Annotated in this window: 13 protein-coding genes; 7 read left to right on the top strand and 6 right to left on the bottom strand. The window is 46.6% G+C overall.

The genetic code is table 11. The features are described from left to right. The first annotated feature begins 103 nt into the window (after positions 1-103). The 3 genes from DW033_RS17885 to DW033_RS17895 are packed head-to-tail and all read left to right on the top strand — an operon-like array spanning position 104 to position 3,805. Complete coding sequence (locus tag DW033_RS17885) at positions 104-1,186, top strand: DUF2027 domain-containing protein (RefSeq protein WP_122382996.1); 1,083 nt, start codon at positions 104-106, stop codon at positions 1,184-1,186. Then, complete coding sequence (locus DW033_RS17890; protein WP_005858868.1) at positions 1,176-1,649, top strand: CYTH domain-containing protein; 474 nt, start codon at positions 1,176-1,178, stop codon at positions 1,647-1,649. Before DW033_RS17885 ends, DW033_RS17890 begins: the two co-directional genes overlap by 11 nt. Continuing rightward, positions 1,646-3,805: a S46 family peptidase gene (locus DW033_RS17895; RefSeq protein ID WP_057326595.1), complete on the top strand. Its 2,160-nt coding sequence runs from the start codon at positions 1,646-1,648 to the stop codon at positions 3,803-3,805. The genes DW033_RS17890 and DW033_RS17895 overlap by 4 nt, the downstream gene beginning before the upstream one ends. Positions 3,806-3,966: 161 nt before the next feature. Here DW033_RS17895 and DW033_RS24735 read toward each other — a convergent pair whose 3' ends face one another. From DW033_RS24735 to hemW, 3 genes are all read right to left on the bottom strand, one after another. Continuing rightward, the gene (locus tag DW033_RS24735; protein WP_005858864.1) at positions 3,967-4,134 is read right to left on the bottom strand and encodes a hypothetical protein; all 168 of its coding nucleotides are present in this window, start codon (positions 4,132-4,134) and stop codon (positions 3,967-3,969) included. Next, positions 4,127-4,726, bottom strand: coding sequence for a zeta toxin family protein (locus DW033_RS17900; protein WP_005858862.1), 600 nt, complete (start codon positions 4,724-4,726; stop codon positions 4,127-4,129). Before DW033_RS17900 ends, DW033_RS24735 begins: the two co-directional genes overlap by 8 nt. Before the next feature lie 117 nt (positions 4,727-4,843). After that, positions 4,844-5,971 (bottom strand): radical SAM family heme chaperone HemW, encoded by a 1,128-nt coding sequence (gene hemW / locus DW033_RS17905; RefSeq protein ID WP_005868470.1) that lies wholly within the window; start codon positions 5,969-5,971, stop codon positions 4,844-4,846. A 190-nt stretch (positions 5,972-6,161) separates the two neighbouring features. Between hemW and DW033_RS17910 the strand changes: the two genes are divergently transcribed. From DW033_RS17910 to DW033_RS17920, 3 genes are all read left to right on the top strand, one after another. After that, positions 6,162-8,318, top strand: coding sequence for a translation factor GTPase family protein (locus DW033_RS17910; RefSeq protein ID WP_005868471.1), 2,157 nt, complete (start codon positions 6,162-6,164; stop codon positions 8,316-8,318). Positions 8,319-8,477: 159 nt separating this feature from the next. After that, positions 8,478-9,248 carry a UDP-2,3-diacylglucosamine diphosphatase gene (locus DW033_RS17915; RefSeq protein ID WP_005868472.1) on the top strand — a complete coding sequence of 257 codons (771 nt, stop codon included), beginning with the start codon at positions 8,478-8,480 and terminating at the stop codon, positions 9,246-9,248. Beyond that, positions 9,245-10,399, top strand: a complete 1,155-nt coding sequence (locus DW033_RS17920) for a glycosyltransferase family protein (protein WP_005868473.1) — start codon at positions 9,245-9,247, stop codon at positions 10,397-10,399. The genes DW033_RS17915 and DW033_RS17920 overlap by 4 nt, the downstream gene beginning before the upstream one ends. A 103-nt stretch (positions 10,400-10,502) precedes the next feature. On the opposite strand, the gene DW033_RS17925 is transcribed toward DW033_RS17920, so the two are convergent. Together DW033_RS17925 and DW033_RS17930 are read right to left on the bottom strand one after the other, a co-directional pair. After that, complete coding sequence (locus DW033_RS17925) at positions 10,503-11,783, bottom strand: O-acetylhomoserine aminocarboxypropyltransferase/cysteine synthase family protein (RefSeq protein ID WP_122382997.1); 1,281 nt, start codon at positions 11,781-11,783, stop codon at positions 10,503-10,505. A gap of 70 nt (positions 11,784-11,853) precedes the next feature. Then, a complete protein-coding gene (locus tag DW033_RS17930; protein ID WP_005868477.1) occupies positions 11,854-13,182 on the bottom strand; it encodes an MATE family efflux transporter in 1,329 nt (442 codons plus the stop codon). A 74-nt stretch (positions 13,183-13,256) separates the two neighbouring features. Between DW033_RS17930 and DW033_RS17935 the strand changes: the two genes are divergently transcribed. Next, positions 13,257-14,144: a TIM barrel protein gene (locus tag DW033_RS17935; protein WP_008772604.1), complete on the top strand. Its 888-nt coding sequence runs from the start codon at positions 13,257-13,259 to the stop codon at positions 14,142-14,144. Between the two features lie 107 nt (positions 14,145-14,251). On the opposite strand, the gene DW033_RS17940 is transcribed toward DW033_RS17935, so the two are convergent. Then, a complete protein-coding gene (locus DW033_RS17940) occupies positions 14,252-16,444 on the bottom strand; it encodes a glutamine synthetase III (RefSeq protein WP_005868480.1) in 2,193 nt (730 codons plus the stop codon). Between the last annotated feature and the right edge of the window lie 120 nt (positions 16,445-16,564).

Consider the following 16,564-nt stretch of genomic DNA (forward strand, 5'->3'; position numbering starts at 1 on the left):
AAACATCCGTTTGTACGGATTCCGGGTGCAAAAGTAGTAAATAGGTTTCTGATTCGCGGATTATTCCCTAATTTTGTGCGCATAATATAATAAGGTATAGAATATGAGTATTCAAATAGGTGATAAAGTTCGCTTCCTGAATAGTGTGGGAGGTGGAGTCGTACGTGGATTCCGTGGAAAGGACCAAGTGTTGGTTGAGGATGAGGATGGGTTTGAGGTTCCTGCCTTGATCAAGGAATGTGTCGTGGTTGGGGGCAATGATATGCAAGTGCATAGCTCGAATCGCCCGAAAGTACAGGCTCCGGTAGAGACTCCTTCCCCAAAGAAGCCTGAACCCAAAGAGGAAAAGGTCGAGGAGACACCGGAGGGAGAGCGTCTGAATGTGTATCTGGCTTATCTCCCGGTCGATCCGAAGGCGTTTCAGCAATGCGGCTATGAGACGTATTTCGTGAATGATAGCAATTACTATTTGTTCTTCAATTATATGAACCGGACGAATAATAGCTGGACAAGCCGTTATAACGGGATTATCGAGCCGAATACGAAAATATTCCTAGAGGAGTTCGGTAAGCCGGAGTTGAATGATCTGGAAAGGATCTGCGTGCAACTGATCGCTTTCAAGAAGGATAAACCCTATTCGTTGAAAAACGCCGTATCTGTAGAGTTGCGCTTGGATATGGTTAAGTTCTACAAGCTTCACTGCTTTATGGAGAATGATTTCTTTGAGGAGGATGCCTTGATTTATCCGATTATCCGCAATGACTTGCCCGAGAGAGAACTATTGGTCTCTGCGGCAGAGTTGAAGGAAGCTATGCAGCAAAAGGTTCGTGAGGAACGTAGGGTTCCCCGGCAAATCGTGAAAAAGAAGCCGACGAATAGCGCTATCCTAGAGATCGATTTGCATATAACCGAATTGTTGGATAATACGAATGGATTGAGCAATGCGGATATGCTGACGTACCAGTTGGGAAAATTCCGTGAGGTGATGGATCAGTACGCTCTTAATAACGGACAGAAGATTGTCTTTATCCATGGAAAAGGCGATGGCGTGCTGCGTAAGGCGATCGAGAAGGATTTGAAGACCCGTTATAAACAACATTATTTTCAAGATGCTTCTTTCCGCGAATATGGTTTTGGTGCGACGATGGTAACGATTAAGGCTGATACCTCGCAACATGGCCATTGAGATAGAACGGAAATTCTTGGTCTCCGGTGATTTCTTACCGGAGGCTGTTAGCTCCACCCGTATCGTGCAGGGATATATTTGCTCACAGCCCGGACGTACGGTTCGTATTCGTATCCGGGGAGAGGAGGGATTTCTAACGATCAAAGGCGCTTCGGATGAGAAAGGCTTGAGCCGTTATGAGTTTGAGCAAAAGATTCCTCTGGTGGATGCCGAGCGGTTGTTGGAGCTTTGCGAGCCGGGTGCGATCGACAAGGTTCGTTATCTGGTTCCCAGAGGCAGCCATACGTGGGAAGTCGATGTTTTCCACGGAGCGAATGAAGGGTTGATCCTTGCGGAGATCGAGTTATCGTCTGAGGACGAGCCTTTTGAGAAACCGGCTTGGCTGGGTAAGGAGGTAAGTGGAGATCGCCGTTATTATAATTCAATGTTGACAAAACATCCTTTTAATAGTTCAAATACATGAAGAAACTCTTTTTATCTGTAGCGGCCGCTATATTGGCGTTTCCGGTCTTGGCCGATGAGGGCATGTGGCTGCTCCCTTTATTGAAGCAACAAAAGTTTGCGGAGATGCAGGCCCTTGGTCTGCGATTAAGCGATCAGGAAGTGTATAGCGCCGAGGCTCCTTCCTTGAAAGACGCCGTGGTTCGTTTTGGCGGTGGTTGTACGGGCGAGATGATCTCTCCGGACGGGTTGGTGCTGACGAATCATCATTGTGGTTATAGTAGCATCCAACGGCATAGTACCTTGGAACATGATTATCTGACGGACGGCTTTTGGGCGATGTCTCGTGATAAGGAGCTTCCGAATCCGGGATTGACGGTTACTTTTATCGATAAGATCGACGACGTGACGGATTATGTGAGGACGGAACTGAAAAAGATCACGGATCCGAACAGCATGGAATTCTTGTCCGCTAAGTACTTGAATGGCCTCGCTAAAGCGAAAGTAGGTGAGAAGTTCTTACAGGATAACCCCGGTACGGAAGTCGAGATCAAGGCTTTTTATGGAGGTAATAAGTACTATATGTTTACCAAGAAGGTCTATTCGGATGTCCGTTTAGTCGGTGCTCCCCCTTCCTCTATCGGTAAGTTCGGGGCGGATACGGATAACTGGATGTGGCCTCGCCATACCGGAGACTTCTCTCTTTTCCGTGTGTATGCCGACGCGAACGGAAATCCGGCACCTTATTCGGAAACCAATGTCCCGCTTCGTCCGAAACGTTGGCTAAAGCTTTCTTTAAAAGGTGTGGAGGAGAACGATTATGCCATGATCATGGGTTTCCCCGGTCGTACCAATAAATACTATACCTCATGGGAGGTAGCCGAACGTCGGGATATAGATAATGCGGTACGTATCAATATCCGTAATCTCCGTCAAGAGGCGATGCTGGAAGAAATGCTGAAAGATCCGCAAGTCCGGATTCAATACGCTAGTAAGTATGCGGGTTCTACGAACGCTTATAAGAATGCGATCGGTAGTAACTGGGCGATCAACAAACGTAATTTTGAGCAGGTGAAAAACGATGAGCAGGATCGTTTGATCGCTTGGTCGAAGAAGATGTGTGAGCCTGCTTATCCGGAAGCGCTTCTGACATTGGAGCAGATCGTTAATGATCGTAAGGATTTGCGTTTCCGTAGTTGGATGTTGGATGAGGCATTGAGCCGTGGCATCGAGTTCTCCAAAGTTCCGACCGATATCGAGACTGTTTGTGAGGCTTTGGAGGGGAAAGATCGTTCCGAGCAGCAAAAACAGGTCACTCAATTGGAGAGGGCTTTCCACCGTTTCGCTGATAAGGATTATGCGCCGATGGTTGATAAGAAGATAGCAAAAGTCATGTTAAAGGAATATAGGCGTTTGGTCGCTCCGAAGTCGCAGCCGGCTTATTTTTCCGTAATCGATAGCAAGTTTAAGGGGGATGTGGATAAATTCGTTGATTATCTGTTTGATAAATCGATCTATGGTAGTGAGAAGAACTTCAATGCGTTCAAGGAGCATCCGTCTGTCAAAACTTTGAGAGAAGATCCGATGATTCTGTTCGCACAATCCGTAAAGGATGAGAAAAAGGCGTTAGATAAGGCCTTGGCTGATTTTGATGCCGGATATGCGATCGCCCATCGTGCGTATGTGAAAGGACTTTTAGCGATGTATGGAGACTTGGCTAGTTTTCCGGACGCAAACTCTACGCTTCGTCTGACTTATGGGCAGGTGAAAGGTTACAGTCCTCGTGATTGCGATTATTATGGTCATCAAACCACTTTAGACGGCGTCATGGAGAAGGAGGATTCTACGAATTGGGAATTTGTGGTTTCTGCTCGTTTGAAGGAATTATATCAAGCAGGAGACTTTGGCCCTTATAAGATGCCTAACGGTAAAATGCCGGTTGCCTTCTGTGCTACGACCCATACAACGGGAGGGAACTCCGGTAGTCCGGTATTGAATGGACAAGGAGAGTTAATCGGTATCAATTTCGACCGTAACTGGGAAGGAGTAGGAGGGGATATCCAATATCTGCCCGATTATCAACGCAGTATTATCGTAGATATCCGTTATGTCCTATTCGTAATCGATAAATATGCCGGAGCCGGTTATTTATTGAACGAGATGGAATTCTCAAGATAGAGAAGTAAGTTAACTTCGTGGGCGAAGTATGTTAACTGAAATGCCGAAGTATGTTAACATACTTCGCCCATGAACCTAAGTTCCTTTTTCTATAAAGCCAAAAAGAGGAGACATATCCTTGAAAGATACGTCTCCTCTTTTTGTATATGTATATCTATAACTTAATAAATCTTGTCAAGATCAACAGCTTTGACTCTGAAGATATGACCGTTACGAGAGAATACCAACTCTCCGTCTTCCTTCTTCTTCTGATTCACCAAACGCTGAAAAGCTATATTTGCACCTTTTACTATATTCTCTTCGAATTCTCTAACTTCTTGCTCATTCATGATGTTCAAGTTTTGTAAAAATATCTAGATTATACACTTCCCTTTTATCATTCTTGAATCCCTTGGCGATCACTTCCATGGGAGACATCGAATTATCAGTTATCATCCAATAGTCACTAATAGGAAGGTATAGCTCGAATAAATTGTGGATACCGGCCTCATACCGACGCCGTATCGTTGCTTCCGGAATATTGTGACCTCCGGCGGCTACCCTCATTTTCACACGTTCCACGGCTAGATCCGGCGTATTTAGCCAGAAGTAAAGCAATGTAACATAATAACCTTCCCTTTGTGCTTCCCGTATCAGGTTTGCGACTGAACGGGTGGCCAGCGTAGTTTCCATTGCGAAAGTCTCACCAGCACCGATGAGTTCCTTTATCCGCTTATACATAATACGACTAGCTTCAACGGCGACGGCTATACTGTCTGCATTAAAAGGGGAAAGTCCCTTGGCTATCTCGTCTGAGTTAACAAACTCCCTACATTTTAGCATTTCTGGTAAAATAGTGAAGGAAGCTGTTGTTTTTCCTGCTCCGTTGCAACCTGATATTATATACAAATATGGCACTGTTTGCTGTTTTTGATGCTGCAAATATATGTAATAGTTTTTTAATATGCGTCGTTTTATTTCTCAAAAATCGTGAAAATGTGCAGGAAATGTACTTTTAACTAACAGGTTTGTTGGGGAAAGCGGTGGTTTTGTTAATTTTTATACCCAAAGTAGATCACTCATGATTCCGTCGGAAACGAAGATTCCTGACTTGGATAAAATCAATTTGTCACCGGTTTGTAATAAGAGACCTTGGTTGATATGGGGTTGAGCTTGCTTTTGACAATAAGAAAGGAGCTTCCTGCCAAATTTTGTCTGGATATCAGCGAAAGAGACTCCCCACATGGTTCGAAGGCCGGTGATGATGAAGTCGTTGTACCGGGTGCATAGGTCTAAATCCTCGGATTCTATTGTCGGATGCCCATTTTCTATACCGTCTATATATATAGGTAGAGAAGATGGATTCCATTCCCGGTCTATCCCGTTATAAGAATGGGCGGAAGGACCGAGGCCTAGATATTTCTTTCCGGTCCAGTAGGAGCTATTGTGCTTGGAGAAGAACCCGGGACGGGCGAAATTAGATATCTCGTAATGCAAATAGCCTGCTTCTGCCAACCGATCTATTAATGTGGAAAAGAACGAGACGCTTAACTCCTCGTTTATGGGGGTCACTTTTCCCGCTTCCAGCAATTTGTAAAGTGCGGTACCTTCCTCGTAAATGAGGTGGTAGGCGGAAAGATGGGGAACATCCAACCGGATCGCTTGTCGCAAATTCTCTTCCCATGCTTGCTGCGTTTGGTTGGGGAGTCCGTAGATCAAATCGATACTGATATTTGTAATCCCATATTCCTTGCATAGTTCTACTGCTTTAATCGCTTGTTCCCGGTCATGGCGACGATTCAGAAAACGCAAATCTTCCGGATGAAAACTCTGTACACCCATACTGACCCGATTAAAAGGATAATTACGGAGAAGCGATACATATTCTCGTTTCATGTCATCCGGATTCGCCTCTAAGGTAATCTCCATTTGCTCGGCTACATCAAAATGACGATAGATGGCCTCGAATATCTTGCCAAAATCCTTCTCGTCTAATTGGGAAGGAGTACCGCCCCCGAAGTAAATGGTTTCTAATGCTTCGTTTCCTATATATCCCTTCCGCAATTCCATCTCTTTTATAAGTGCGTTTATATACGGCTCTTTATACTTCATCTCCGTATTGGAAAAAAAGTCACAGTATAAACACCGCTTGGCGCAAAAAGGAACGTGGATGTATAAACCTGCCATCTGTATGGACACAATTATATCTTTACACAAAGATATAATTTAAATTTCAAAAAACCTTGCTGCTGCACAACATAGTTCTCAAACACCGGGCGATAATTGCTTTTTTCCTTTACAATCTCTAATTTGCGCCCTCGTGAAAGTGATTCACGCCAAATAAACGTATTGTTAAACTCAAATAAATCCTGATATCATGAAAGTATACCAAACAAATGAAATTAAGAACATCTCTATCTTGGGAAGTTCGGGCTCTGGGAAAACCACTCTCGCTGAAGCTATGCTTTACGAGGGTGGAGTTATAAAACGCCGCGGCTCCGTTGAGGCAGGAAATACGGTGTCCGATTATTTCCCGGTTGAGAAAGAGTATGGATACTCAGTTTTCTCAACCGTTTTCAGTGTTGAGTGGCAGGATCGGAAGCTGAATTTCATCGATTGTCCGGGTTCGGATGATTTCGTTGGAGGAGCTGTTTCCGCTCTGAATGTCACGGATACGGCACTGATGGTATTGAATGCCCAGTACGGTGTTGAGGTTGGAACCATTAACCAGTTCCGGTATACTGAACAATTTCATAAACCGGTGATTTTCGTTGTCAATCAGCTTGATAATGATAAAGCCGACTATGAGGGAACTATCGCCCAGTTGAAAGACCGTTGGGGCAGTAAGATCGTTCCGATCCAATATCCGATTAGCTGCGGCTCTTCTTTCAATGCCGTGGTGGATGTATTAAAAATGAAGATGTATCGTTGGAAACCGGAAGGTGGAGTTCCTGATGTATTGGAAATCCCCGCCGAGGAAATGGATAAGGCGATGGAGTTGCATCAAGCCTTGGTGGAAGCCGCCGCTGAGAACGATGATACTTTGATGGAGAAATTCTTTGAGGAAGGTGCCTTGAGCGAGGATGATATGCGTGCCGGTATCCGTGCGGGCTTGGTTACTCGCGGTATGTTCCCGGTATTCTGCGTATGTGCCGGTCGTGATATGTGTGTTCGTCGTACGTTGGAGTTCTTGGGTAACGTGGTTCCTTGTACCGACAAGATGCCTCGTCTGATTACTACGGAAGGCGTAGAGGTGACTCCGGACTCGAATGGTCCTACTAGCTTGTTCTTCTTCAAGACTACCGTGGAACCTCATATTGGTCAGGTTTCCTATTTTAAAGTGATATCAGGAAAAGTAAAAGAAGGTGACGATTTGATGAATGCCGATCGTGGTTCCAAGGAGCGTATCGCACAGTTATTTGCGGTAGCCGGACAAACTCGTACCCCGGTTACGGAAATGGTGGCGGGTGATATTGGAGCGACCGTTAAGTTAAAGGATGTTCGCCGTGGTAATACATTGAACGGAAAGGGTTGTGATTATCGTTTCGACTTCATTAAATATCCGGATCCGAAATATCGTCGTGCTATCAAGCCGGTGAATGAGGCTGACGCCGAGAAGATGATGGAAATCTTGATACGTATGCGTGAGGAAGACCCGACATGGGTAATCGAGCAGTCCAAGGAATTGAAGCAGACAATCGTTTCCGGTCAAGGTGAGTTCCATCTTCGTACATTGAAATGGAGAATCGAGAATAATGATAAATTGCCGATCGAATATCTGGAGCCGAAGATCCCGTATCGTGAGACGATTACGAAAGCGGCCCGTGCGGATTACCGCCATAAGAAACAATCTGGTGGCGCAGGCCAGTTCGGTGAAGTTCACTTGATTATCGAGCCTTATTATGAAGGTATGCCTGCTCCGGATACCTACCGTTTCGGCGGACAGGAGTATAAGATGAATGTTCGTGATACTCAGATAATTGATTTGGATTGGGGTGGTAAAGTCGTGTTCGTAAACTGTATCGTTGGTGGTGCTATCGACGCTCGTTTCTTGCCGGCTATCCTAAAAGGTATCATGGCTCGTATGGAGCAAGGGCCGTTGACGGGTTCGTATGCTCGCGATGTGCGTATTTGCGTATACGATGGTAAGATGCACCCGGTAGACAGTAATGAAATCTCTTTCATGCTTGCCGGACGCAATGCGTTCAGTACCGCTTTCAAGGAGGCTGGCCCTAAGATCTTGGAGCCTGTTTACGATGTCGAGGTTTCCGTTCCTGCTGATTATCTGGGAGATGTGATGAGTGACTTGCAAGGACGCCGTGCCTTGATTATGGGTATGAATAGCGAGAAGGGATTTGAGAAACTATTGGCGAAAGTTCCTTTGAAAGAGATGTCTAACTATTCTACTTCACTAAGCTCCATTACGGGCGGACGTGCTTCCTTTACGATGAAGTTCGCTAGTTACGAGTTAGTTCCTGCCGATGTACAAGAGAAGTTGTTAAAGGCTTACGAGGCTACTCAATCAGAAGAATAGGTAAAGTAAAATGTCATCATAATTTTTTAATATTTAAAGTTAAACGAGAAAAGGCCGGCTTTGTGAAGAGCTGGCCTTTTTGTTATGTCTTTTTCATTAGGTTGTCGTGAACTTGTAATACCGAAAGTGTTCTTTTGTATCATCTTAAACAAGGAAAAGATGATATTAAGAAAGTACTATCCGACTATTGTCCTCTCTGACATCCATTTGGGATCGGAACATTCCCGGACGGAGGAGGTCACCCGTTTTCTCAAGCACGTAGATTGCGATCGATTGATTTTGAATGGTGATATCATCGATGGCTGGCAATTGAAGAAATCCGGTAAACGCTGGAAACAAAAGCATACCGATTTCTTTAAGGTATTGATGAAGATGATGGAGAAAAGGGGTACGGAGATTATCTATGTAGTGGGGAACCATGATGATTTTCTCGATAGCTTGGCTCCTTTTAAGTTCTCCAATATATCGATCGTAAAGGATTATTTACTGAAGACGAGACAAGGAAAACGCTATTTCGTGACACATGGCGATATTTTCGATACGGTTACGACCCATATGCGTTGGCTTGCCATGCTCGGGGATGTGGGATATACTTTTTTATTGTGGTTGAATAAGGTTTACAATCATCGTAGAGAGCGGCAAGGAAAACCTTATTTCTCTTTATCCCAAGAGGTGAAACACCGGGTGAAAAGTGCGGTCTCTTATATCTCGGAGTTTGAGAAAGAGCTGGTACGCTTAGCGGAGGCCAAGCATTTGGATGGGATTATTTGCGGCCATATTCATCAAGCGGCGAGCGTATGGTATGGTAATGTGCATTATCTAAATTCCGGCGATTGGGTGGAAAGCATGACCGCTCTCGTGGAGGATGAACAAGGAGAGTGGGATATTGTTACATATAATAATGTACAACTATATGCGGATGCCGTATGAAAATTCTGTTTATCATACAAGGTGAGGGACGTGGGCACTTGACCCAAGCGTTATCCTTACGCCAGAAATTGATGGCCGAAGGGCATGAGATCGTTGGTGTGTTGGTAGGAAAAAGCCCGGCCCGCCGTTTGCCGGATTTCTTCTTGAATAAGATACAATCGCCGGTATATCCGTTTGAGAGTCCGAATTTTTTACCGACGGCTAAGAATAAACAAGTGAGTTTGATGCGTAGCGTATTATATAATGTATTGCGTCTGCATAAATACATGGGAAGTATCCGTTATATCGACCGGATGATTCGGCAGACGGATGCGGATGTTGTCGTGAACTTCTACGAGCTATTGACGGGGCTGACTTACTTGATTCTCCGTCCGAAAGCAACGATGGTATGTATCGCCCATCAATATCTATTCTTGCATCCGGACTTCGTTTTCCCGAAGCAGAGCACATTGTCGTTGGCATCGCTACGATTTTTTACGAGATTAACGGCGATAGGCTCCGTCAAAAAATTAGCCTTGTCTTTCCGGAAGATGCGCGAGGCGCCGTTGGGAGGAATAGTCGTGGTTCCTCCTTTATTAAGGCAAGAAGTCTTGGATGCGGTTCCCTCGAACGGCAGTTATTTGCATGGTTATTTGTTGAATAGCGGGTTTAGTGAGGAGATCCGTTCTTGGCATTCCCGTCATCCTTCGGTTCCGATGCATTTCTTTTGGGATAAGAAAGATCAGCGAGCCGAGGTGAAAATAGACGATTGCCTTTCTTTCCATCAGCTGGATGATACGTTGTTTCTACGTTATATGTCGGGGGCGAAGGCTTATGCTACGACCGCCGGGTTCGAATCCGTATGTGAGGCGATGTATCTGAATAAACCTGTATTGATGGTTCCTACACATATTGAGCAAGCTTGCAATGCTTACGATGCCTCTTTGTCTGGCGCAGGCGTTGTCGCTGATTGTTTTGATCTGGACGTGTTATTATCCATTTCGGAAAGTCATGTGGAGAATCCGGTCTTCCGGCATTGGGTGAAACAGGCGGATTGGCTTATTCTTCGTGAGTTCCGTGAGGATTTGTTGCGTGAGGAACATCCGGTAACGAGCCTAGGGAGGATTACGACAAATTGGGTGGCGCGTCTGGGGAGATTCCTGCCTATCTAGGAACTTATAGCAGTACCGTGCTGTAGATGCAGGTGTGCCATGCTGATGGCACAGGCGTGCCACACTGATGGCACAAGCGTTTCATCAGCATGGCACAGATGTCTTATTTATTCAGCGCTTGCTCAATATCGGCGATGATATCATCGGCGCTCTCAATACCTACAGAGAAGCGGATTAAGTCCGGAGCTACGCCAGCCTCTATCAATTGCTCGTCGCTCAACTGGCGGTGCGTATGACTGGCCGGGTGAAGCACGCAAGTACGGGCATCCGCTACGTGAGTTACGATAGCGGCGAGTTTCAAGCTATCCATAAACTTGATCGCCACCTCACGTCCACCTTTCAATCCGAAGGATAATACACCGCAAGAGCCATTCGGTAGATACTTCTTGGCGAGTTCATGGTACGGATTGCCTTCCAATTCCGGATAATGAACCCAAGCTACCTTATCACATTTCTGTAGCCACTGCGCTACCGCCAAGGCGTTTTTGCAATGCTGCGGTACACGAAGATGCAAGGTCTCCAATCCCAGATTCAATAGGAATGCGTTTTGCGGGGATTGGATCGCTCCGAGGTCACGCATCAGTTGGCTAGTCGCTTTCGTGATGAACGCTAATTTCCCGAATGCCTTGGTATAGGTCAATCCGTGGTAAGAAGGGTCCGGTTGGCAAAGTCCCGGGAACTTCTCGGCATGCGCCTCCCAGTCGAAATTGCCGCTATCCACGATACAACCACCCACGCTCGTGGCATGGCCATCCATATATTTAGTCGTGGAGTGCGTAACGATATCCGCTCCCCATTCGAACGGACGGCAATTGATCGGCGTGGCGAACGTATTATCGACGATCAAGGGTACGCCATGATTATGGGCGATGCGGGCAAACTTCTCCACATCCAATACCATAACGCCCGGATTGGAGATCATCTCGCCAAACATCGCCTTCGTATTCGGGCGGAAAGCCTTGGAGATCTCTTCCTCACTCGCATCTTGATCTACGAACGTGCATTCGATTCCCAGCTTCTTCAAGGTAACGGCCAGTAGATTATAAGTACCTCCATAAATGTTGGTAGCGCTTACGATATGATCGCCAGCCTCGCAAATATTGAAGAAAGCGAAAAAGCTAGCGGCCTGTCCGGATGAGGTCAGCATGGCGGCCACGCCACCTTCCAACGCCGCGATCTTGGCGGCTACAGCCTCGTTTGTCGGGTTTTGAAGGCGGGTATAGAAATAGCCGCTTTCCTCCAAATCGAACAATTTAGCCATCTGCTCGCTCGTCTCATACTTGAATGTCGTGCTTTGATAGATCGGGAGGACACGGGGTTCTCCTTTCTTGGGTTGCCAACCGGCCTGTACGCACAGGGTTTCCGGTTTGAATTTGTTATCCATATAGGTTGTTTTTTTAATTGAATGTCATTTTAATCGCGAATGTACGGAAAATCGGTAAGAATTGTTCCGCTTACAAGATCTTCTTCTGTAAGATACTGAACCAAATGAAAGCGACGACACCTTTTAGCATGCTGGAAAGGCTGATCGCCCACCAAACACCCGTAATACCCAGTCCCGCTGCCGCTAGCCCGATGGCCAAAGGTATGCGTAAGGTGTTACACGAAATGCTGATGATCGCCGGCGGAACCGTTCGGCCGGTACCGTAGAACATGCCTTGCGTGGTAATCTCCAGCATCATGAAGATCATCGAATATCCGTCGATCCGGAGAAATATACCACCGGCCTCATAAGCGGCTTGCTCCGGCACGATCAGCGAGAAGACCTCGCTACCGTAAAAGACGAATAACAACGTGCAGAGTACACCGATGATAGAAGTCATTTTAAGCGTCGTATGATAAGCGGTCAAGATACGTTCTTTCTTGCGTGCGGCGTAGTTCTGGGCGGTGAAAGCGGAGAGGGCCGTACTGAAGCCTTGTGAGGTGTTCCATGCGATCGCCTCCATTTGTCCGCCTGCCGTAAGCGTCATCAAACCGATATGCCCTCCGTAGGTGGAAGCTGTACGAGCCATAAAAAGATTGATGATCGCGAAGAATGTATTTAATAACGCTACCGGCAGGCCCAATTGGAAGATCCGCTTGGTGTAGCGTTCCTTTAAACGGACAAAGAAAGGGAATCCCCCGAACAATTTATTGCGGCATTTTAGCTGATAGACGAATAGTCCGCAAACCACCGCTTGGGAGATCCACGTAGCCCAAGCCGCGCCCGCCGTGCCCAAATGGAAGCCGAGTATAAATAAAGGATCTAGCACCATATTCAGTAAAAGACCTGTTCCGCTGATATAAAATGGAATCTTACTCAATCCCGCCGCATTATGAATCCCGGTAAACGCCGCCGAGAGGAAGATAAATGGGAATGCGGAAGCGACGATTCTCAAATATTCCACGGCGTTCAACGCGATCGGTTCCTCCAGTTTGTAGAAGCCGATAATCGGATGAGCGAGGACGAATAGCAAGAATCCCCAACAAAGCGAGAGGATCAAGGCGATCGTTAGGTTATGGGAAGCGAATCCTCGGGCATCTTCCACGTTTTGCGCCCCGATACTTTGCCCGACACTCACCTCCGAGCCTACTTTATTCAAGTAAGAGATCGAGTTCGTCATCCAAGTAAGGATACCAACGGCGCCGATAGCGGCTACGGCCTCGCTTCCCAATCGGCCTACCCAAGCCATGTCGGTGATGCTATAGGCCATTTGGATAAATGAGGTACCCATGATCGGCATCGCCAGATTGAATAGTTGCCGGGAGATGACCCCTTCGGTCAGATTTTTTGTTCCTTGCATGATCGTTTGTTTAAATGTGCGCGAAAGTAGAAATAATTTTGCTACCTTTAGCGACGTTAATCTTAAAGAATAGTATGATGATAACGAGACGGAATTTTTTGAAAGCGGGTGCCGCTGTGGCTGCACTGAGTGTAGTACCGAATGGCTTTGCCTCTATCTTGGCTAAAAAAGAGAAAGCAATAGGTGTACAGTTGTATAGTGTCCGGGACGACTTGAAGACGGATTTTGACGGTACGATGAAGGCTTTGGTGGATATCGGTTATAAACGGATGGAAGCCGCCGGTTACCGGGATGGCAAATTCTACGGGAAATCCCCGGCCGAGATGAAGAAATATCTGGCGGATCTGGGTGCCCGTATGGTAGGTTCCCATACCGGAAGCGGTTTGCTGGCGGAGGGTGATACCAAGGGATGGGACTTCTGGAAAAAGAATGCCGCCGATACGGCAGAGGTAGGCTGTAAATGGATTGTTCAGGCGGGTTATCCCTCCAAAGATATCAAGAGCCTTTCGGACGTGAAGCGTTTAGCGGATCAATTTAATAAATGTGGTGAGATCGCGAAGGCGAATGGGTTGCGTTTCGCTTTCCATAACCATGTGGATGAATTCCATGAGCTGGAAGGGAAGATCCCGTTCGACGTGATGATCGAGAATACGGACAAAGGGCTGGTTACTTTCCAGATCGATACGGCTCAATTAGTGTATGGCGGTTTTAAATGTCATGATTACGTGAACCGTTATCCCGGTCGTTTCGCCAACTGGCACTTGAAAGATGCGAACGCGGATGGAAAGGGCAGCACGGAGATGGGCGCCGGAATCGTAGACTTCAAATCCTTATTCGCTGTGGCGGAGAAAGCCGGATTAGAGGATTACTTCATTGAGCAAGAGCGTTATAATATGACACCGCTGCAAGCGATGAAACATGATTATGACTTCTTGATGAATGCTTCTTATGTGAAGTGGTAAACGGGAGTATAGGCGTAGCCTTATGCCAGTATCGGTATAAGGCTGCGCCTATATCAGTGTGAGGCTATGCCGATACTGGCGCAAGGCAACGCCAGTATTGGTGTTTTTTATCGGATAAACAGGAGTTCCCTATACTTCGGCAACGGCCACATCTGGTTGTCCACCATCAGTTCCAGATCATCGATATGGTCACGGATCTCATCCAAATAAGGGGCTACCGAGTCGTGGTAAGCGATCGCCTTTTCCCGCATATCGGTCAAGCGGTTCGCTTTCTTGCGGGCCTCTACCATCTCATCCACTTTCTTGGTCACGGCACAGATATGTCCGGCTATCTTACGAACCAAGCGACGGGGTTCTTCCGACATATCGCGGAATTCCGGGTCATCGCCGAATGTCTCTTTCAACTTCGCTATATTATCCAGCAATACGCTCTGGTAGCGAACGGCTACCGGGATGATATGGTTCAAGGATAAATCCCCTAATACCCGAGCCTCGATCTGTACCTTTTTGATATAGACTTCCCATTTTACCTCATTACGCGCTTCCAATTCTTTCTGGGTAAGTACGCCGGTAGACGTGAACATCTCGATCGACTCCGGTTTAAGATAAGCGTCATATTGCAAGGGAACACTGTTTTGGCAATCCAGACCTCGCTTGGCAGCTTCCTCTTTCCATTCGTCCGAATAACCGTTTCCATCGAAGCGGATCGGCTTAGATTCCTTGATATAGGCTTTCAGCACCTTGAAGATCGCTACTTCCTTGCTTTTTCCTTCCGCTTGCAAAGCCTCTACGTCCTTCTTGAATTGTTGCAATTGATAGGCTACGGCGGAGTTCAACGCTAACATGGCCGATCCGCAGTTCACGGAAGAGCCCGGGGCACGGAACTCAAAACGGTTTCCGGTGAAGGCGAAAGGAGAGGTACGGTTACGATCCGTATTGTCCAACAGCAGTTCGGGGATCTGCCCGAAGCCAAGATGCAAGCCCTTTTTATCGTCTACCTCGATAGCGTCCTCGATAGAGCTATTCTCGAACTTATCCAAGATATCACTGATTTGCGTTCCGAGGAAAGTGGAGATGATAGCGGGAGGTGCCTCGTTCGCGCCTAGGCGGTGTGCGTTCGTGGCGGAAGCGATACTCGCTTTTAATAAAGCGTTGTATTTATAAACGGCCATGATGGTGTTTACCACGAAAGTGATGAAGCGTAGGTTGTCCTCACGGTCTTTACCCGGAGAGAATAAGTTTACACCCTTGTCTGTTCCCATAGACCAGTTACAGTGTTTACCGGAACCGTTTACCCCGTTAAATGGCTTCTCGTGCAATAATACACGGAAATTATGACGGCGGGAGACACGTTTCATGACCGACATCAATAATTGGTTATGGTCGTTGGCTAGGTTACATTCCTCGTAAATAGGAGCTAGCTCGAACTGGTTGGGGGCTACTTCGTTATGGCGGGTCTTTACCGGGATACCTAGTTTATAGCATTCGGTTTCCAAGTCTTTCATGAATTCTTGTACACGAGAGGGGATAGCGCCAAAATAATGGTCGTCTAATTGTTGGTTCTTTGCGCTCTCATGTCCTAGCAAGGTACGCTCGGTCAGTGAGAGATCCGGACGAGCGGAATACAAGTCCTCGTCAACAAGGAAATATTCCTGTTCCCAACCAAGGTAAGTAATTATCTTATTGACATCCTCATCGAAATACCGATATACGTCCTTGGCGGCCTCTCCCAATACTTCGATAGAGCGGATCAGCGGGGTCTTATAATCCAGCGCTTCACCGGTATAAGCGATAAATACGGTTGGGATACAAAGTGTGTCATCTACGATAAAAGCGGGAGAGGAAGGGTCCCAAGCGGAGTAGCCGCGGGCCTCGAAGGTATTGCGAAGTCCACCGTTCGGGAAACTGGAAGCGTCCGGTTCTTGCTGGACGAGCAACTTGCCGCTGAACTCCTCGATCATGCCGCCGTTGCCATCGTGTTCTACAAAAGCGTCGTGCTTCTCGGCGGTGCCATCGGTAAGCGGTTGAAACCAGTGGGTGTAATGAGTGACTCCTTTTTCCAGTGCCCACATACGCATGCCGGCTGCCACATGATTGGCGATTTCCCGGTCGATAGGTGTGCCATTGTCAATGGCGTGGGTCAAGGCTTTGTACGTTTCCTTGGAGAGATATTTTTGCATCGCCTTCCGGTTGAAGACATTCTCGCCATAGTACTCAGATACTTTGTGTTCGGGAGTAACGGCTTCCACGGCCTTTCGGTTGGATGCCTTCTCCACAGCATTAAAGCGTGAGATTGACATTGTTGAATTGTTTTATGTTTTTACGACGCAAAAATACAAAACAGTTGACAATTGACAGTTGGCAATTGACAATTATTTAGTTTTCTCTATTAATTTGTCAATTTACTTCTCTAACTGTCA

It is taken from the genome of Parabacteroides sp. AF39-10AC, from assembly GCF_003635405.1.
Lineage (GTDB): Bacteria > Bacteroidota > Bacteroidia > Bacteroidales > Tannerellaceae > Parabacteroides > Parabacteroides distasonis.